At 72.2% G+C, this 18,096-nt stretch carries 16 protein-coding genes; 10 read left to right on the top strand and 6 right to left on the bottom strand.

Translation table 11 applies throughout. The features are described from left to right. The first annotated feature begins 205 nt into the window (after positions 1-205). Positions 206-1,204, top strand: coding sequence for a TerC family protein (locus AB0F61_RS16565; protein ID WP_357809913.1), 999 nt, complete (start codon positions 206-208; stop codon positions 1,202-1,204). Between the two features lie 124 nt (positions 1,205-1,328). On the opposite strand, the gene AB0F61_RS16560 is transcribed toward AB0F61_RS16565, so the two are convergent. Beyond that, on the bottom strand, positions 1,329-2,207 hold the full coding sequence (locus AB0F61_RS16560) for an NlpC/P60 family protein (RefSeq protein WP_357809910.1): 879 nt from the start codon (positions 2,205-2,207) through the stop codon (positions 1,329-1,331). Between the two features lie 101 nt (positions 2,208-2,308). Next, positions 2,309-3,406 carry a dipeptide epimerase gene (locus tag AB0F61_RS16555; protein WP_357809907.1) on the bottom strand — a complete coding sequence of 366 codons (1,098 nt, stop codon included), beginning with the start codon at positions 3,404-3,406 and terminating at the stop codon, positions 2,309-2,311. 44 nt (positions 3,407-3,450) lie between these two features. Between AB0F61_RS16555 and AB0F61_RS16550 the strand changes: the two genes are divergently transcribed. Next, positions 3,451-4,248, top strand: a complete 798-nt coding sequence (locus tag AB0F61_RS16550) for a tyrosine-protein phosphatase (RefSeq protein WP_357809905.1) — start codon at positions 3,451-3,453, stop codon at positions 4,246-4,248. A 28-nt stretch (positions 4,249-4,276) separates the two neighbouring features. On the opposite strand, the gene AB0F61_RS16545 is transcribed toward AB0F61_RS16550, so the two are convergent. Then, complete coding sequence (locus AB0F61_RS16545; protein ID WP_357809902.1) at positions 4,277-5,131, bottom strand: serine hydrolase; 855 nt, start codon at positions 5,129-5,131, stop codon at positions 4,277-4,279. A 119-nt stretch (positions 5,132-5,250) separates the two neighbouring features. Then, positions 5,251-7,119 (bottom strand): translational GTPase TypA, encoded by a 1,869-nt coding sequence (gene typA, locus AB0F61_RS16540; protein WP_357809899.1) that lies wholly within the window; start codon positions 7,117-7,119, stop codon positions 5,251-5,253. A gap of 133 nt (positions 7,120-7,252) precedes the next feature. On the opposite strand from typA, the gene AB0F61_RS16535 reads away from it, so the two are divergent. Continuing rightward, positions 7,253-8,668, top strand: a complete 1,416-nt coding sequence (locus AB0F61_RS16535; RefSeq protein ID WP_357809896.1) for a DedA family protein — start codon at positions 7,253-7,255, stop codon at positions 8,666-8,668. 42 nt (positions 8,669-8,710) lie between these two features. On the opposite strand, the gene AB0F61_RS16530 is transcribed toward AB0F61_RS16535, so the two are convergent. Then, positions 8,711-10,837 (bottom strand): efflux RND transporter permease subunit, encoded by a 2,127-nt coding sequence (locus AB0F61_RS16530; RefSeq protein ID WP_357809893.1) that lies wholly within the window; start codon positions 10,835-10,837, stop codon positions 8,711-8,713. A 123-nt stretch (positions 10,838-10,960) separates the two neighbouring features. Here AB0F61_RS16530 and AB0F61_RS16525 point away from each other — a divergent pair, with 123 nt between their 5' ends. The 5 genes from AB0F61_RS16525 to AB0F61_RS16505 all read left to right on the top strand — a co-directional run bounded on the left by AB0F61_RS16525 (position 10,961) and on the right by AB0F61_RS16505 (position 16,165). Further along, complete coding sequence (locus AB0F61_RS16525) at positions 10,961-11,476, top strand: MarR family transcriptional regulator (protein WP_357810214.1); 516 nt, start codon at positions 10,961-10,963, stop codon at positions 11,474-11,476. Between the two features lie 3 nt (positions 11,477-11,479). After that, a complete protein-coding gene (locus AB0F61_RS16520) occupies positions 11,480-13,147 on the top strand; it encodes a CocE/NonD family hydrolase (protein WP_357809890.1) in 1,668 nt (555 codons plus the stop codon). A gap of 173 nt (positions 13,148-13,320) precedes the next feature. Then, positions 13,321-14,202, top strand: coding sequence for a hypothetical protein (locus AB0F61_RS16515; protein WP_357809887.1), 882 nt, complete (start codon positions 13,321-13,323; stop codon positions 14,200-14,202). Between the two features lie 110 nt (positions 14,203-14,312). Beyond that, on the top strand, positions 14,313-14,888 hold the full coding sequence (locus tag AB0F61_RS16510) for a helix-turn-helix domain-containing protein (RefSeq protein WP_357809884.1): 576 nt from the start codon (positions 14,313-14,315) through the stop codon (positions 14,886-14,888). Continuing rightward, positions 14,885-16,165, top strand: a complete 1,281-nt coding sequence (locus tag AB0F61_RS16505; RefSeq protein ID WP_357809880.1) for an MFS transporter — start codon at positions 14,885-14,887, stop codon at positions 16,163-16,165. The genes AB0F61_RS16510 and AB0F61_RS16505 overlap by 4 nt, the downstream gene beginning before the upstream one ends. Positions 16,166-16,214: 49 nt before the next feature. On the opposite strand, the gene AB0F61_RS16500 is transcribed toward AB0F61_RS16505, so the two are convergent. Then, entirely contained in the window at positions 16,215-16,418 is a 204-nt protein-coding gene (locus AB0F61_RS16500; RefSeq protein WP_007462771.1) for a cold-shock protein, read from the bottom strand. A gap of 193 nt (positions 16,419-16,611) precedes the next feature. Here AB0F61_RS16500 and AB0F61_RS16495 point away from each other — a divergent pair, with 193 nt between their 5' ends. Together AB0F61_RS16495 and AB0F61_RS16490 are read left to right on the top strand one after the other, a co-directional pair. Then, positions 16,612-17,295 (top strand): 50S ribosomal protein L11 methyltransferase, encoded by a 684-nt coding sequence (locus AB0F61_RS16495; protein WP_357809877.1) that lies wholly within the window; start codon positions 16,612-16,614, stop codon positions 17,293-17,295. 102 nt (positions 17,296-17,397) lie between these two features. Continuing rightward, a complete protein-coding gene (locus AB0F61_RS16490) occupies positions 17,398-18,006 on the top strand; it encodes a VTT domain-containing protein (protein ID WP_357809875.1) in 609 nt (202 codons plus the stop codon). The last annotated feature ends 90 nt before the right edge of the window (positions 18,007-18,096 follow it).

The following is an 18,096-nucleotide window of genomic DNA, read 5'->3' as shown; positions in this document are numbered from 1 at the left end:
GGGAGTATTCCCCCGCAACGGAGTCGTCAGCACGGTCGATCGTCGAAACCACGGCGCCCGACCCGGCCCCGTAGGTCGTCGCCCCGGTGAAGGGTGGCGGCGGAAGAGACCTCCGACAGTCACCAGAGTGAGCGACAGCGGCACGCCGGCCCCAGCAGGGGCGTACGGTGTGCCCGACGCCGCGTGTCTGCCGGAGGAATGAACGTTGGACGTGTCCGGATTGGTGTGGGCGGGGACGCTTGTCGCACTGACTGCGGTCCTGCTCGTCGACCTGTTGATCATTGGTCGGCGCCCGCACGAGCCGAGTGTGCGCGAGTCGAGCCTCTGGGTCGCCTTCTACGTCGGGCTTGCCCTGCTCTTCGGGGCGGGTGTCTGGTTGACCGCCGGCGCCAGCCCGGCCGGGCAGTTCTACACCGGTTGGCTCACCGAGTACAGCCTCTCGGTGGACAACCTCTTCGTCTTCGTGATCATCATGGCCCGCTTCGGGGTGCCCCGGCAGTACCAGCAGAAGGTGCTGCTCGTCGGAATAGTGCTGGCGCTGGTGATGCGCGGCGGGTTCATCGCCGCAGGTGCGGCGCTGATCTCGCAGTTCTCCTGGGTCTTCTACATCTTCGGCGCGTTCCTGATCTACACCGCGGTCAACCTGGCCCGGCAGGGCGAGCCGGACGAGGACGAGTTCTCCGAGAACGTGCTGATCCGGTGGAGCCGCAAGGCGCTGCCGATCTCCAAGGAGTACGACGGCGCGAAACTCACCACCCACGCGACAGGCAAGCGGTTGTTCACCCCGATGCTGATCGTGATGATCGCGATCGGCACCACCGACCTGATCTTCGCGTTGGACTCGATCCCGGCGATCTTCGGCATCACCCAGGAGCCGTACCTGGTCTTCACCGCCAACGTCTTCGCGCTGATGGGCCTTCGTCAGCTCTACTTCCTGCTCGGTGGCCTGCTCGACCGCCTGATCTACCTGAGCTACGGCCTGGCCGTCGTGCTCGGCTTCATCGGGGTCAAGCTGGTGCTGGAGGCGTTGGCCGACAACAACCTGCCGTTCATCAACGGTGGTGAGCACGTCGGCTGGGCGCCGCACATCCCGATCTGGCTGTCGCTGCTGGTGATCATCGGCACGTTGGGCGTCGCCACCGCCGCCAGCCTGATCAAGTCCTCGCGCGACCGACGCCGCGAGTTGGCCGACGCCCGACGCTGACCGGGCACCGGCCGGGTGCTCCGATGCGCCCGGCCGGTCCGGCCCCGGTGCGCGCCGACCAGCCGGGGACGTCCCGCCCGGTCAGACCCGGTGCGCGCAGACCAGCCGGGGACGGTCCCGCCGGTCAGACCCGGTGCGCGCCGACCAGCGTGGCGGTCCGGTCGGCCGGCAGTGGCTCCTCGATGACCCGCCGCCGCCGGTAGCAGGCGTGCAGCATCCGCCGCTCGCCGCCGGTCCCCGGTGGGGCGGTGACGATTCCGATGTGGTGGATCTTGCGGCCGGGTCGGGCGAAGAAGTAGAGGTCACCGGGACGTTCCGCCCCGAAGGCCAGCGGGGTGGTGGCGACGGCCTGGTCGTCGGCGTCGCGCGGGAGCAGCACCCCGAACCGCCGCCAGGCCAGGTGCACCAGACCGGAGCAGTCGATGCCGTGCGCCGAGAGACCACCCCAGATGTAGACGACGTCAAGCAGTCGCTGCGCCACCGCGAGCGCCTGCTCGGCGTCCGGTGACGCCGCCGGTGCCGGGACCAGGTGGCTGTCGGGCAGCCAGAGCGGCGCGGCCTGCCCCGGGGCGTGCACCGGCCGCCAGTCGTCGCGGGCGGGGCCGGCCGGGACCAGGCGGGTGCCGACGACGACGCCGGGCAGCACCACCGGACCGCCCGGGGTGGCGTGCAGCCCGGTGACCGTGGCGTCCACCACCAGCGGGTGGTCGGTGCCGGTGGTCGGGTCGACCGCGGCCAGTTGGTCGGCGGGAAGCCAGCCCGGGTAGCCGCGCGGGTCCAGCTTGGCGGCTGGCTGCTCGACGGCGACGACCCGGGCCCAGCCGTCCGGTCGTAGCTCGCTGACGAGGACCCGCTCGCCGAGCAGAAGCTGGCTCAGCACACAGTCGCCGACCTGCTGTTCGGTGCTGAGACCGGAGACCCAGGCGGGGATGTCGGCGCCGGCGGTCAGCGCCGGGCGGTCGACCGGACGGACCGCCTCGGGCGAGGTCCACAGTGTTGCCACGGCGACTCGAACGACGGCCTCGCGGCCCGGTTGCAGCTCCACGTCAACCCCCAGATCGAGTCGGCTGTCCAGGGGAACCCTATGAAAGAAACAAACACTCATCAAGCACGGGCCTGCACCTTTGCTTCAGCAAGACCGGAAATGCCCAGGCCAGGGGCGTTCGGCAGCACCACAGCAGCCCCGTCGTAGCGTATCCCGCCCTGCACCGGCGACCAGGCCAGCCACCAGGCGGCGTCCAGGTCGGCGACCGCGGTGGTGCCGTACGCGGCGACCAGGCTCGCCGCCGCCCCGATGCCCACCTGACTCTCCATCATCGACCCGACAACCGTGCCCAGCCCGTGGGCGGTGGCCAGGTCGAGGAGGGTACGCGCCGGATGCAGCCCGCCGCACTTGGCCAGCTTGACGTTGACCAGGTCGGCGGCCCGACGGCGGATCACCTCCACCAGGTCACGGACCCCGAAGACCGCCTCGTCGGCCAGGATCGGCACGGACACCCGGTCGCTGACCCAGGCCAGCCCGTCCAGGTCCCAGCGGGCCACCGGCTGCTCGACCAACTCCACGTCGAGCCCGGCGTCCTCGATGCCACGGATCACCCGGACCGCCTCCCGGGGTGTCCAGCCCTGGTTGGCGTCGAGCCGGATCCGAACCCCGGGGCCGACGGCCGCGCGGACGGCGCGTACCCGGTCCAGGTCGGTGCTCGCGTCGGTGCCGACCTTCAACTTGAGCACGTCGAACCCGTCGGCCTGCCGCTGCCGTGCCGCCGCCGCCAGATCCACCGCGTCGCCGGCCGCCAGTGTGACGTCCGTCGGCACCCGCAGCGTGGTGCCCCCGAGCAACCGCACCAGGGGTACGCCCAGCCGCCGGGCGGCGAGGTCGTGCAGGGCCACGTCCACCGCAGCCTTCGCCCCCTCGTTGCCCACCACGGCGCGCTGCACCTCGGCGCAACGGGTCACCAGGTCGTCCGGGTCGCGACCGACAAGCCGCGGACCGAGCAGTTCGCGTACGCACGCCTGTGCGCCGGCGACCGACGCGCCGGTAACCTGCCAGACCTGAGGCGCCTCACCGAAGCCGGACCGACCGTCGGCGTCGACGAGCTCGACGACCAGCGTCTCCACTGTGGTGGTACGCCGCAGCGCGGTGACGAACGGAGTGTGTAAGGGGGCGGAAACCCGGTGGGTGCGTACCTCCGAGATCGTCATGTCAGGCACCCTATACGCAGTCACGCGTCAGGATGGGGGACCGGATGACCGGGCAGAGCTGGGAGCTGGTGGGCGCACCGAATGCGCGTGAGCTGGGCGGGCTGGTGGGCGCCGACGGCCGGCGGCTCCGCGTGGGGCAGCTCATCCGGACTCCGGCGCTGGGTCGGCTGACCGACGAGGACCTGCCGGTGCTCGCGAAGCTGGGGCCGGCGTGCGTGCTCGATCTGCGCGCCCCCGCGGAGATCGCGGTCGCCCCGACGGATCGGCTGGCCGGTGAGCCACGGGTGGTGTGCCTTCCGGTGCACGACCCGGAGCACCCGGTCTTCACGTACGTCTCGGCGGTGCTGCTGGGCCACGACCTGGACGCGTACGCGGAGTTGGCCCGGCAGGGCACGGCGGAGGCGATGGCGGCCATCTACCGGTGGTTCGTCACCGGGGAGTCGGCCCGGGTCGGCTTCGCCGAGGCGGTACGACTGGCCGCGCGGCCGGAGAACCTGCCGTTGGTCTACCACTGCTCCGCCGGCAAGGACCGCACCGGTTGGCTCACCGTCATCCTGTTGACGGCGCTCGGGGTGGACGAGGCGGCGGTCCGCGCCGACTACCTGCGCAACAACGAGCTCACCGAGAGCCTGCGCGTGGTGATCGTCGAGGCGATGCGACGGCGGCAGCCGGAGCTGGACGTCGACGCGGTGCTGCCGGTGTTGGAGGTCCGCGCCGAGTACCTCGACGCCGGCTACGACGAGGTGCGCCGGGTGCACGGTTCGTTCGACGCGTACCTGCGCGACGGCCTCGGGCTCACCGACGAGACCCTCGGCGCGCTGCGGGCGCGGTTGCTCGAGTGACCGCCGCGCCGGATCCCATTCCGGCGGGTCAGAGCTGGTGACGGGCGGCCCAGACCTGCGCGGAGACGTGCGCGATCAGCAGGCAGGCGTCGGCCTCGGTCTCGTCGTCGGTGCCGTCGGCCGGGTCGGTGGTGGTGCAGACGGCGATCAGGTACGGCGGGGCGTCGGCGGGCAGCACCACGCCGGCGCCGTGGCGCACACCGCGTACCCAACCGCTCTTGTGCGCGATGCGGGTGCCCTCGGGTAGGCCGGCGGCCAGGTCCTCCCGGTGCTCCTGGGCGAGCAGGACGTCAAGCATGGCCGAGCAGGCCGCCGGCGACGCGAGCCGGCCCGCGGTGCTGGCCCCGGTGGACACCGCGCCGAGCAGGGCGGCCAGGTCGGCGGCGGTGACCGTGTTGGTGATGCCGGCCGCGCGGGCGGCGAAGTCCTCGATGCCGCGACCCGTGACGCTGGCCCGGGCGCCGGCCAGCGCCCACACCTCGGCCACCGCGGGCAGCCCGACGTGCCCGATGACCAGGTTGGTGGCCAGGTTGCTGGAGCGCACGATCATCCGCTCGGCCAGCCAGCGCAGCGACGCGGTGCCGCCCACCCGGTCCCAGACCGCGTCATCGTTGTCGTAGGTCTGCGCGCAGGAGAACCGGGGCGCGCCGGACTGGGCGGAGTCGAACTCGTTGACCACGGGAACCGGGGCGTCCAGGTCAAGCGTGCCCGCCTCGGCGGCCCGGTGCAGCGCGGCGAGCACCGCCACCTTCATGGTGCTCGCCGCGTAGTGGGCGGCGTCCGGGTGGCGGGTCCAGGTCGGCGCCGCGTCGAGCCGTCCCACGTACGCCGAGACGGTGCCGGGCACCCGGTCCAGGTGGGCGTCGAGATCATCCCAGGTCATGCCGGTGACCGTAGCCGATCAGCGAGGGTCGCTCGGCGAGGGTCGCGTACCCCTGCCGGAAACAGCCGGGCGCGCCGACCGCAAGCGGTCGACGCGCCCGGTGTCGGGTGCTGCTGTGCTCAGCCGGCGTGCTTGCGGCGGGCGGCGGCCCGGCCCCGCTGCTGCTGGTCGAGCACCACCTTGCGGATGCGCACCGCGGTCGGGGTGACCTCGACGCACTCGTCCTCGCGGCAGAACTCCAGGGCCTGCTCAAGGGAGAGCTTGCGCGGCGGGATCAGCTTCTCCGTCTCGTCGGAGGTCGACGCCCGCATGTTGGTGAGCTTCTTCTCCTTGGTGATGTTGACGTCCATGTCGTCGGAGCGGGAGTTCTCTCCGACGATCATGCCCTCGTACACCTCGGTGGTCGGGTCGACGAAGAGCTGACCGCGCTCCTGCAGGTTGATCATCGCGAAGGCGGTGACCGCGCCGGCCCGGTCGGCGACGAGCGAACCGTTGTTGCGGGTACGCAGCTCGCCGAACCACGGCTCGTACGACTCGAAGACGTGGTGCAGGATGCCGGTGCCCCGGGTGTCGGTGAGGAACTCGGTACGGAAGCCGATCAGGCCACGCGCCGGGACCAGCCACTCCATCCGGATCCAGCCGGTGCCGTGGTTGACCAACTGCTCCATCCGACCCTTACGGGTCGCCAGCAGCTGGGTGATCGCACCCAGGTACTCCTCGGGCGCGTCGATGGTCAGCCGCTCGACCGGCTCGCAGGTCTTGCCGTCGATCTCCTTGGTCACGACCTGCGGCTTGCCGACGGTCAGCTCGTAGCTCTCCCGGCGCATCTGCTCGACCAGGATGGCCAGCGCCAGCTCACCACGGCCCTGCACCTCCCAGGCGTCCGGCCGCTCGGTGGGCAGCACCCGCAGCGACACGTTGCCGATCAGCTCCTTGTCGAGCCGGTCCTTGACCATCCGGGCGGTGACCTTGGAGCCCTTGACCCGGCCGACAAGCGGCGAGGTGTTGGTGCCGATGGTCATCGAGATGGCCGGCTCGTCGACGGTGATCAGCGGCAGAGCGACCGGGTTCTCGATGTCGGCAAGCGTCTCACCGATCATGATCTCGGGAATGCCGGCGACGGCAATGATGTCGCCCGGGCCGGCCGTCTCGGCCGGCTTGCGCTCCAGGCCCTCGGTCATCAGCATCTCGGAGATGCGGACCCGCTGGGTGCTGCCGTCGGTGCGGCACCAGGCCACCGTCTGACCCTTGCTGATGGTGCCCTGCCGGACCCGGCACAGCGCCAGCCGGCCGAGGAACGGCGAGGCGTCGAGGTTTGTCACGTGCGCCTGCAGCGGCGCGCCGTCCTCGTACGCGGGGGCCGGGATGGTGTCCAGCAGGGTGCGGAACAGCGGCTCCAGGGAGGTGCTGTCGTCCGGCACCGAACCGTCGGCGGGCTGGGTCAGCGAGGCGATGCCGTCGCGGGCGCAGGCGTAGACGATCGGGAAGTCGATCTGCTCCTCGTCGGCGTCCAGGTCGAGGAAGAGTTCGTAGGTGTCGTCCACGACCTCCTTGATCCGAGCGTCCGGGCGGTCCACCTTGTTGATCACCAGGATGATCGGCATCCGAGCCCGCAGCGCCTTGCGCAGCACGAAGCGGGTCTGCGGCAGCGGGCCCTCGCTGGCGTCGACGAGCAGCACCACGCCGTCGACCATGGTCAGGCCGCGCTCCACCTCACCACCGAAGTCGGCGTGGCCGGGGGTGTCGATGATGTTGATGGTGACCGGGTCGGAGCCGTCCGCCGGCAGGTAGTGCACGCCGGTGTTCTTGGCCAGGATCGTGATGCCCTTTTCCCGCTCCAGGTCACCCGAGTCCATCACCCGCTCGGTGTTCTCGCCCCGGGCGCCGTACGCCCCGGCCTGCCGCAACATGGCGTCGACCAGCGTGGTCTTGCCGTGGTCGACGTGAGCGATGATGGCGACGTTGCGGAGGTCGGTGCGAAGCTGCATACCCTCTATCCTTCCGCCTGCGCTCGCGCAGGCCGCGTCGGGGTCACCCCCAGGTGCCCCTGATCTATGGTGAAACTGCTGTCCGGGTGGTTGCCCCGGCTGGCATGCTGACTCCCGTGTTCCGGGGGCCTGAGTGCACGACCTGCTGACCTGGGTGCAGAGTCTGCCCGCCCTCTGGATCTACCTGGTCGCCGCGCTGATCGTGGCCGGCGAGACCGCGGTGATCTTCGGTCTGCTCGTGCCGGGTGAGGCTACCCTGCTGCTCGTCGGCTTCCTCACCTACAACGGTACCTTGCGGCTCGGACCGGCGTTGCTCGTGATGATCGCCGCGGCGGTCCTCGGTGACGGGCTGGCCTTCCGCGCCGGACGGCGCTACGGGCCCCGACTGCGCGCCGGGCTGGGGCACCGGGTCGGTCCCGAGCGGTGGGCCAGGGCAGATGCCATGCTGGCCCGACTCGGTGGGCGGGGTGTGTTCGCGGCCCGCTGGGTGGCCTTCGCCCGCACCCTGGTGCCCCGGCTGGCCGGTGCGGCCGGCATGCCGTACCGGAGGTTCGCGCCGTGGAACCTGGCCGGGGTGGCGACCTGGGTGGGCGGCTCGATCCTGCTCGGTCACCTCGCCGGTGAGTCGTACGACACGGTCTCCCGGCTGCTCGGCCGGGCCACCGGCGTGGCGCTGCTGCTGCTGGCCGGCCTGCTCGGAGTCGTGCTCGTCGGCCGGTGGCTGGGTCGCAATCCCGACCCGGTCCGCGCGCTGCTGTCCCGGGCCGGCGCGCTACCCCCGGTGCGGTGGCTCACCGCCCGCTACGGGGTGCTGTTCTTCCTGGTGGCCATGCGGATCGGGCCGGCCTGGACGCTGCTGCTCAATCTGGCCGCCGGGCTCCTGCTGCTCTTCGCCGCCGGGCTCGCCATCGCCGGCCTGCTCGCCGTGGCGATCCGCAACAGTGGGCTGGCCGCGCTTGACGACGCCATCGCGGCGTGGTTCGCCGCCCGGCGTACCCCCCACGCCGCCGAAGCCACGTTGGTCGTGGTGTCGGTGGTACGGGGGTCGGTGTTGATCGCCCTGGTGGGGGTGGTGGCGGCGGTGCTGGCGTGGCGCAGCCGACCATGGCGGGCCGACCTGCTCAGCGTGGTCGGCACGGTGGGTGCGTTCGTGCCGCTTGTGGTGCTGGCCGTGGCCGCCGAGGTGACCGGTGCGCACGGCAGCACACCGGGCAGCGGCGAGGTGGCTCCGCTCTCGACCCAGAACGCCGTGGTCGCGGCGAGCTTCTGCACCCTGGCCTGGTTGGTGTCGCGCAGCGCCCGCTGGCCGGTGGCGGTGGCCGCGTGGACGACCGCTGCCGCGGGGATGCTCGGGATCGGCGGTGCGCGGCTCTACCTCGGCCTGGACACGGCGAGCGGGACCGCCGCTGCGGTGTTGCTCGGAGTGCTCTGGACTGTGGTGTTCATGGTCGCCTGGGCCACCCGGGACCGGGCTGTGGGCGATCTTGAGCAGCCGGACGACCAGGCTCAGACGCCGCCGCAGGGTCGCCGCCCGGTGGAACCTCGTTAGGGTGCGACCACTGTCACACCGGGAGGCCCCGCACGCCTGTCGTCAGTCGTGGGCCGCGACCGGCTCCGGCGACGTCGGGCTGCCGGCCGGGTGCTCCGCAGTGATCCGTCCGGGCCACCAGAAGCGGTCACCGAGCAGGAACGCCAGCGCCGGCACCAGGACGGTGCGGACCAGCAGGGTGTCGAGCAGCACGCCGATGCAGACGATGATGCCGATCTGGGTGAGCGTGATCAGTGGCAGCACGCCGAGCACGGCGAAGACCGCGGCGAGCAGCACCCCGGCGCTGGTGATCACCCCGCCGGTGACCCGCAGGGCGGAGAGCATCCCGTCGCGGGTGCCCGCGGCGCGCGCGTCCTCGCGGGCCCGGGTGACCAGGAAGATGTTGTAGTCCACCCCGAGCGCCACCAGGAACACGAACGCGAGCAGCAGCACGCCGCTGTCCAGTGCGGGGAAGCCCAGCACGTGGTCGAAGAGCAGCCACGCCGCGCCGAGACTGGCGAAGAACGACGCGATCACGGTGAGCACCAGCAGCAGCGGGGCGAGCAGGCCGCGGAGCAGCAGCACGAGCACGGCGCCGACGAGCAACAGGATGATCGGCAGGATCAGTCGCAGGTCGCGGTCGTTGGCCTCGTCGGAGTCGTAGGTGGCGGCCACGGAGCCACCGACGATCGCCCCGGACGGCGCGTCGGCGCCGGCGGCGGCCGGAGGAGCGGAACCGGGAACGGCGGCGACCGCGGCGCGCAGCGCCTCGATCGCGCGGTCCGAGGCGGTGGTGCCGGGTTCGGCGTCCAGGACGACGTCGACCTGGGCGACGTCGTCACCGACGTCACCGGGGCGTGCCGAGGCGACCCCGGGCACGGCGGTGGCGGCGTCGGTGACCGCCCGCACCGCCGCCGGGTTGGTGAGCACGGCGACCGACTGGGTGCTGCCGGCGGGGAACGCGCGGGCCAGGGTCTGCGCCCCGGTCACCGCCTGGGGCTCGGCGCGGAACTGCTCGGTCTCGGACAGGCCGGTGCGGATCCCGAGCCCGCCCAGCGCCAGGCCACCGAGCAGCAGGGTGGCCAGCACCGCGACCACCACCGGGCGGTGTTGCACGGCGCCGCCGAGCCGGCCCCAGAGCCGTCCCTCCCGGGCGGGGCCACCGACGCGGGGTACGAACGGCCAGAACAGGCCGCGACCGAGGAGCACGAGCACGGCGGGGAGCACGAACAGCGCGGAGAGCATGGCGAAGACCACACCGGTGGCGCAGGCCACGGCGAGGGCCCGGTTCGTCTCCTGCTCGCTGAGCAGCAGGGTGAGGACGCCGAGCACCACGGTGCCGCCGCTGGCGAGGATGGGCTCGGCGGTCCGGCGCAACGCGGCGCGCATCGCCGCGTACCGGTCCTGCTCGCGCCGCAACTCCTCCCGGTAGCGGGCGATGAGCAGCAACGCGTAGTCGGTGGCGGCGCCGAAGACCAGCACGCTGGCGATGCCGGTGACCTGGCCCTGCTGGAGGTTGATGCCGACGGCCGGCACGATGGCGTCGACCGCGCGCAGGGTGAGCTGCTCGGTGGCGGCGACCACGACCAGCGGCACGATCCACAGGAACGGGCTGCGGTAGGTGATCAGCAACAGCAGCGCCACCACGGCGGCGGTCACCGCGAGCAGGGTGATGTCGGCCCCGTCGAACACCGAGGACAGGTCGGCGGTGAAGGCCGGGGCGCCGGTCACCGCGGCGGTCAGCCCGCCGGGCAGGTCGGCAAGCGCGGCGCGCAGCTGAGCAACCGTGTCGGTGACCTCGTCCTGACCAGCGCTGGTGTCGACCGGCACGGCGACGAGCGCGACCGCCCCGTCCGGGGAGAGCTGCGGGGGGCTGACCCGCCCGCCCACCGCGAAGCGGCCCAGGTCGCTGGCGCGGGCGGTGACGGCGGCCCGGTCGGCCTCGCTCAGCGCGCCGCCGTCACCTCGACTCACCACCACGATGGCCGGCTGGACCTCGCTGGACGGCAACTGCTCCTGGAGGCGCTCCACCTGGGTCGACTGCCACTGCACGGACAGGCCGGTGGCGGAGACCGGTGCCGGGTTGTCCGGTTGGGGCGTTCCGAAGACGACCGCGCCGACGACGATCGCCGCGGCCACGGTGAGCCAGGCGGCCAGCCGGCCGCGCGCGACGGTGGTGAACACAGACATCAGATGACCCCAAAGTCCTTCGGCAGTCGAGTATCTTGATAGCCGAGATTATCGAGGGCTGTTCTATGCTGCAACCCGAGAGACCGACGACGGGAAGAGCAGCGCGAGGTGGCGACTCACGGCATGTACCGGCGGCGCGACACGCGCCGCGAGCGGCTGGTCGCGGAGATCACCAACAACCTCCGGCGGTACGCTGCGGACGCCCAGCAGGTCGGCCACGCCTTCGCCAACCTGCACGGCCTCAACCCGACCGACCTGCAGGCCCTGATCGCGGTGATGGACGCCGAGCTGCTCGGTGATCCGATCACCCCCGGCCGCCTCGGCGAGCAGCTCAACCTCTCCTCCGGCTCGGTCACCGCCCTGATCGACCGACTGGAGCGCGCCGGTCACATCCGCCGGGACCGGGACACCGTCGACCGGCGCAAGGTGCTGCTGCACTACGCCGACCAGGGAGCCGCCCTGGCCATGGAGTTCTTCCAGCCGCTCGGCGCGCGTACCGACACGGTGATGGCCCGCTTCGGCGACGACGAGCTGGAGGTGGTGCACCGGTTCATGGCGGAGATGAGCGAGTCGCTGCGGGGGCACCGGGACACGGTGCGCGCCGCCCGGCCCGAGTCGCCCCGCCGGCCGGCAGGCTGAGCGGTGCCGGGCCGGCTCGTCACCCGCCTCGCCGGCGTCGCGCTGCGGTTGCCCCCGACCCGTCCCCGCCCGGTGCGGGTCACCCGCGACATCCCGGTCCGGGCCCGCGACGGGGTGCTGCTGCGCACCGACCACTACGCCCCGGGGGTCCGGGACGCGCCGACCGTGCTGATCCGCACCCCGTACGGGCGGGGCGGCCCGCTGCGGTTGCTCGGCCGGCTGCTCGCCGCGCGGGGCCGGCACGCGGTGATCCAGGCCTGTCGGGGCACCGGAGGGTCCGGCGGCACGTTCGCACCGCTGGTGCACGAGCGCGACGACGGAGTGGACACCCTGGACTGGCTGCGTCGCCAGCCCTGGTGGTCCGGCCAGCTCGGCATGTTCGGGGTCAGCTACCAGGGGTTCGCGCAGTGGGCGCTGGCCGCCGACGCGGGCGACGAGTTGCGCGCGATGGTCGCGGTGGTGACCGCCTCGGCCACCCGGGACTCGACGTACGCGGGGGAGTCCTTCGCCCTGGACACCGTGCTGACCTGGGCGGAGCTGCTGCACGCGCAGACCGTGCCGTGGCTGGCCCGGCAGTGGGAGCTCAAGCGTGGGCAGCCCCGGCTGGCCGCCGCGCTCGGGCACCTGCCGCTCGCGGATGCCGACCGGGTGGCCACCGGCGTGACCATCCCGTTCTTCCAGGAGTGGCTGCGCCACCACACCCCGGAGGCGGCGTACTGGCGCGACCGGGTCTTCGCCGACCGGGTGGCCCGGGTGCGGGCGCCGGTGGTCATGGTCACCGGTTGGCACGACATCTTCCTGCCGGCCCAACTCGACGACTACGCCACCCTGCGTGCCGCCGGCACGGCGCCACACCTCGTGATCGGCCCCTGGACACACGGCAGCCCCGGGCTGTTCGTGGCCGCGCTGCGGGAGGGGTTGGCCTGGCTCGACGAGCACCTCACGGCTGCGCCACCGGCCGGCCGGCGGTCGCCCCGCGCCGCGTCCGCCCCGGTTCGGCTGCACGTGGGTGGGCCCGGCGGTGGCTGGCGGGACCTGCCGGACTGGCCACCGCCGACCGTCGAGACCGCCTGGCACCTGCATCCGGGAGCCGAGCTGACGGTACGCCCACCGGTCGCGTCGCCGCCGGACGAGTTCCGGTACGACCCGGCCGACCCCACCCCGTCGCTGGGTGGGCCGCTGCTTGTCGGCAAGCGAGCCGGTCCGGTGGACAATCGGCAGGTCGAGGCCCGCCCCGACGTGCTCACCTACACCAGCGCCCCGCTGGCCGGGCCGGTCGAGGTGATCGGCCCGGTACGCGCCGAGATCCACGTCCGCAGTGAGCTGCCTCACCTGGACGTCTTCGTGCGGCTGTGCGATGTGGACCGGCGCGGTCGATCGTGGAACGTGTGCGACGGCCTGGTGCGGGTGACACCCGAGCGCTTCACCGCCGACGCGGCGGGGGTGCTGCGGGTCCCGGTGGCGCTCTGGCCGACCGCGTACCGGTTCGCCGCCGGGCACCGGCTGCGGGTGCAGGTCGCCGGTGGCGCCCATCCGCGGTGGGCGCGCAACCCCGGCACCGGATCACCCCTCGGTACGGCGGTGACGCTGCGTGCCGGTTGGCGGCAGGTTCTGCACGACTCCGCGCACCCGTCCGCGGTGCTCCTGCCGGTCGTCCACTCTGGCCGTTGATCTCGGAATCAGAAATAAAGTCGCTCTGACCTGGGCGTTCATCGATTGATGGGGTTATGGTTGGGTCATCGCCCCGGCGCCGAGCGCGAGATAGACCGGGTCCTGCCAGCAGCCCGCACCGCACACGCGGTGTGACATTGCGTCTGGTTCCCGCATATCTGAGAGGGGGGCCGATGACCCGCGCCCCGTCCAATCTGCTGGCTGTCCGCAGCCTGCTTCTCACCCACCTCAACATCGACCCGAACACCGATCGTGCCGCAGACCTGGAGCCGGCGGAGGTCGGCATCGTCGGGGATCCCGCCCACCGGGGGGGTTACCACTGCGGATCCGACCGGGTGGACAGCGATGACTACTCGGTGGCCGAGTCACCCCGGGACAAGGCCGGCCTGACCCTCGACGCGGCGGCGCTTGACGTCGGCGGTTTCGAGGTCCGCTCAGGTGGTCGGACGCACACCCTGGCCAGTTTCTCGCTCTGGTGCGTGGGGCAGTGCGCCGCGAACGCGGCCGACACCCGGGACATCCGGGAGATCATCTACAGCACCGACGGTTCGACCGTGAAGCGGTGGGATCGTCTCGGCAAGCGCACCACCGGTGACAGCTCGCACCGCTGGCACACCCACTTCAGCTTCTTTCGCGACGCGACCAAGGCGGGCCGCGACCAGCGGTCGTTGTTCCGTCGTTACCTGAGCTCCATCGGACTCCTGGAGGAGATCGACATGACCCCCGAAGAACACACCTGGCTCGCCACCGTCCACAAGAACCTCACAGTGCTCGACGGCCGCAACCCGATCGGGCAGATCTACACCCGGATGGCGGAGGGACGGGACGACACCGGGGCGTCGGTGACCGGCCACCCGAACCTCAAGAGCCTCGGCGTGCAGTTGACCGCGCTACAGGCGGCGCTGACCATCTTTTCCGGTCGGGACTTCACCGACGAACCGGCGGTGATCCAGGGCGTGCTGGCCGGGCTGACGCCGGAGAAGATCGCCGCGGCCATCCCGCCCACCATCGCCAAGCAGGTCGCCGACGAGCTGTCCCGCCGGCTGGTCGCCTGAGCGGGGGCGACCCGTAGCCGCCGGGTCGCCCCTCCCCGCACGGTCATTCCGCAACAGCTCTTGGGCAATATCTATTGCGCAAGAGCTGTTGCGGATGTGATTCTGGGGTCATGGAAAGCCCCGACGTACGCCAGGTCACCGACTCGCGGGTGCTGGCCGCCATGGTCCACCCGCTGCGTCGCCGGCTGATGGACGTGCTCAAGGTGCACGGGCCCTCGACCGTCGGCCTGCTCGCCGAGCGCACCGACCAGGCGCCGGCGAACGTCAGCCACCACCTCAAGGTCCTCGCCGCCGCCGACCTGGTCACCGAGGCCCCCGAGCTGGCCCGCGACCGGCGCGAGCGATGGTGGCGGCTCGTCACCCGAGGGTTGCGCTGGTCCAACACCGACTTCGACACCGACCCGGCCGCCCGGGCGGTCGCCGACGCCGCCACCTCGCTCAACCTGGACCGACACGTCGCCCTGGCCCGAGCCTGGCACGCCGCCGACGACTCGGCGCAGGCGACCTGGCACGACGGCCCGTTCTCGACGGACAGGTGGTTGCACCTCACCCCCGACGAACTGGCCGAGCTGAGCCGCGAGATGGTCGACCTGCTGGACCGCTGGGCCAACCGGCCGGTCCCCGACGACGGCCACGAACGGCAACCCGTGTTCGTGTTCGCGCACGGCATTCCGGCCCGGCCGTGACCGCCGCCACCCGGACCGGTCCGGGTCCGGTCCGCCCGGCCGGCGGGCTGCTGCGGCATCGGGACTTCCGACTGCTCTGGGCCGGTCAGGCCGTCAGCAGCGTCGGCAGCAACGTCACCACCGTCGCGCTGCCCCTTGTCGCGGTCGCCGTGCTCGACGCCGGCACCTTCCAGGTGGCGGTGCTGACCGCCGCGGCCTGGCTACCGTGGCTGCTGATCGGCCTGCCCGCCGGCGCCTGGGTGGACCGGCTGCCCCGCCGGTCGGTGATGGTGGTGTGCGACCTGTTCTGCGCACTGGCCTTCCTCAGCGTCCCACTGACCGCCCTGCTGGGCCGGCTCACCGTGGCGCACCTCCTGGTGGTCGCCCTCAGCGCCGGCGCCGCGCGGGTCTTCTTCGAAACCGCCGACCAGGTGTACCTGCCGGTGCTGCTGCGACCCGAGCAACTGCCGGAGGGCAACGCGAAACTCCAGGCGACCCAGACGGTGAGCTACGTCGTCGGGCCCGGCCTCGCCGGCCTGATCGCCCAGCTCACCGGCGCCGTCGCCGCACTGGTGCTTGACGCCTTCACGTTTCTGGCCTCCGCGGTCCTCCTCCTGCGGATCCGCACCGTCGAACCACGCGTACGGCGAACGGACCCGTCCCGCTCACTGCGCCGGGACATCGCCGAAGGGCTGCGCTTCGTCATCCGGGACCCGTACCTGCGGGTGCTTGCGGTCTTCGGCGCGGCCAGCAACATCGGGCTGACCGGCTACCAGGCCGTGCTGGTGGTCTTCCTGGTCCGGGAGCTTCGGCTCGAACCGGGCCTGGTGGGCGCGCTCGTCGGAGTGATGAGCGCCGGAGGGATCATCGGGGCGCTGCTCGCCACCACGCTGGGCCGACGCTGCGGCACCGCGCGGGCTCTGCTGATCGGGGCGGCGTTCACCGGCCCGCCGGCTCTGCTCATCCCGCTCGCCGCGCCCGGCGTCGGGTTGGCCTGGCCCGCCCTCGGCGGCCTGCTGATCGGCCTCGGCGTGGCCATCGGCAACGTCGTCAAGGGTGCCTTCCGGCAGACCTACACGCCGCACCACCTGCTCGGCAGGGTGACGGTGAGCATGCACCTGCTCAACTACGGCACGATCCCGCTGGCAGCCGTGCTGGCCGGTGCCATCGGCGCGCGCTACGGCGTCACGACAGCGATCGGGGTGATGACCGCCTGGTTGGCGCTCACCCCGTTGATTCTGTTGATCGGGCCGATCCGGAGGCGGCGGGACCTGCCCGCCGCCCCGGCGGCGTCTTGAGTGCGCTGCGACGGCGGCCGGAGAACCAGCCGCCGTCACCGGCACGGAGCTACATCGGGCGGACGTTGTCCGCCTGCGGACCCTTCTGCCCCTGGGTCACCTCGAACTCGACCTTCTGGCCCTCGTTGAGCTCCCGGTAGCCGCTCGAGGCAATGGCGGAGTAGTGGACGAACACGTCCGGCCCTCCGCCGTCCTGCTCGATGAAACCGAAGCCCTTTTCCGAGTTGAACCACTTAACCGTGCCGGTTGCCATGCATCTCTCCCTGTTCAAAGCGGCTGACCCTCGGCCTCTGGCCGATGATCGCCCGTACCTGTTCGACAGTAACGGGCAAAACCCCGATCCGCTGGCCGAAGTGCCGTAGGTCTTCGTGTGAAGTCGGGTGAACTCTGCGTGCCGGCGTGCGAAACCTGCCCCGACGACCCGCCGCTGGGGCATGCTTGCGCCGATGAGAGGTGCCGCAGCCGACGTGCTGACCGAGCTGGAGCGCGAGATCGACGCGCCCGGCGCCGGCCTGGACCGGCTCCGGTTGGTGCCCACCCCGTTCGTCCCCGAGGTGCGGCTGCACCTGGCCGAGGACGCGATCGTGTGGTGGGCTCGGATGGAGGCTGCCGCCGGGCACGCCCTGCCGGCACCGTACTGGGCGTCCGCCTGGGCCGGCGGCCAGGCCCTCGCCCGCCACCTCCTGGACCACCCGGAGCTGGCCGCCGGTCGTCGGGTGCTCGACCTCGCCGCCGGGTCGGGACTGGTGGCCATCGCCGCCGCGCTGGCCGGCGCCGCGAAGGTGGTCGCCAACGACATCGACCCGTACGCCGTGGCCGCCGTCATCCTCAACGCGCGGGCCAACCGGGTCGCCGTCGACGTCACCGGGGACGACCTGCTCGACACCACCGATGCGGACGCCGACCTGGTCGTCGCCGGGGACGTCTTCTACGACCGCGCGATGGCCGAGAAGATGCTGCCCTTCCTGCAGAGGGCCGCCGCCAGGGGTGCCGAGGTGCTGGTCGGCGACCCCGGCCGGGGGCACCTGCCGGCGGACCGCCTGACGGTCCTGGCCGACTATCCGGTGCCCACCACGGAACCGTCGGTCGACTCGTCGTTACGCCGGGTGCAGGTGCTGCGACCCGTCTGAGTGCGGACGCCACCTCAGGGGCGACCCCTAGACCGATACTAGGGGGGTCTCGGGGCTGGAACCGGATGTCCGAAGTGGTGCGGCGGCCATAGCGTACGAGGCATGACGCAATGGCTGGCACAGATCGGAGAACTACCCGTTCTGCTGCTGATGGGTGCTCTCGGGATCGTCATGCTCTTCGATGCCGTACCCCTGCTGGGTGTCCTGGTCCCCGGCGACGTGGCGATCCTGGCCGCCGTCGGGGTGGGCCGCCCGACCACCGGACTGGCGACCTTCACCGCGGTGCTGGTCGGCTGCCTGGCCGGGTGGTCGCTGAGCTTCCTGATCGGCCGCCGCTACTCCGAGCGGCTGCGACACAGCCGGATCGGCGACTGGATCGGTGAGACGCGCTGGACGGCCGCGGAGGGGATCCTGCGTCGCGGTGGCGGTCGGATGATGGTCGTCGCGCCGTTCCTGCCCGTGTTCAACGCGCTGCTTCCGCTGGCCGCCGGCGGGCTACGGATGTCGTACCGGCGGTTCCTCGGCTGCGCGGCGCTCGGCGCCGCCGCCTGGGCCGGTCTCTACCTCGCGCTGGGCACCGCATCCCGATCGCTGGCCGGGCTGCTGCCGGGGAACCCCAGTCCGCTGTTGGTGACCATGGGAGTCGGAATGGTGCTGGCCTCCGTCGTGCTGCTGGGGGCGCGGCGGCGGTTGTTCGCTGTTGCTGGCTGAGGGTGGGTCGGTGGTTGCGGTGGGGGGGCGGGGCCTGCCGTGCCCGGCGGCGGGGGGGGGGGGGGGGTGCCGGGGGCGGGGCCCCAACGG

This window comes from Micromonospora sp. NPDC023888 (assembly GCF_040639415.1).
In the GTDB taxonomy this organism is placed as follows: domain Bacteria; phylum Actinomycetota; class Actinomycetes; order Mycobacteriales; family Micromonosporaceae; genus Micromonospora.
The sequence above is the reverse complement of the archived record's forward strand: the minus strand, read 5'-3'. Positions and strand labels throughout refer to the sequence as shown.

Excerpts from the sequence above, each read along its gene's own strand:
- AB0F61_RS16555 (WP_357809907.1), bottom strand. The coding sequence starts at position 3,406 with ATGACGATCTCGGAGGTACGCACCCACCGGGTTTCCGCCCCCTTACAC.
- AB0F61_RS16550 (WP_357809905.1), top strand. The coding sequence starts at position 3,451 with ATGACCGGGCAGAGCTGGGAGCTGGTGGGCGCACCGAATGCGCGTGAG.
- AB0F61_RS16545 (WP_357809902.1), bottom strand. The coding sequence starts at position 5,131 with ATGACCTGGGATGATCTCGACGCCCACCTGGACCGGGTGCCCGGCACC.
- typA (WP_357809899.1), bottom strand. The coding sequence starts at position 7,119 with ATGCAGCTTCGCACCGACCTCCGCAACGTCGCCATCATCGCTCACGTC.
- AB0F61_RS16530 (WP_357809893.1), bottom strand. The coding sequence starts at position 10,837 with ATGTCTGTGTTCACCACCGTCGCGCGCGGCCGGCTGGCCGCCTGGCTC.
- AB0F61_RS16525 (WP_357810214.1), top strand. The coding sequence starts at position 10,961 with ATGTACCGGCGGCGCGACACGCGCCGCGAGCGGCTGGTCGCGGAGATC.
- AB0F61_RS16515 (WP_357809887.1), top strand. The coding sequence starts at position 13,321 with ATGACCCGCGCCCCGTCCAATCTGCTGGCTGTCCGCAGCCTGCTTCTC.
- AB0F61_RS16510 (WP_357809884.1), top strand. The coding sequence starts at position 14,313 with ATGGAAAGCCCCGACGTACGCCAGGTCACCGACTCGCGGGTGCTGGCC.
- AB0F61_RS16500 (WP_007462771.1), bottom strand. The coding sequence starts at position 16,418 with ATGGCAACCGGCACGGTTAAGTGGTTCAACTCGGAAAAGGGCTTCGGT.
- AB0F61_RS16495 (WP_357809877.1), top strand. The coding sequence starts at position 16,612 with ATGAGAGGTGCCGCAGCCGACGTGCTGACCGAGCTGGAGCGCGAGATC.
- AB0F61_RS16490 (WP_357809875.1), top strand. The coding sequence starts at position 17,398 with ATGACGCAATGGCTGGCACAGATCGGAGAACTACCCGTTCTGCTGCTG.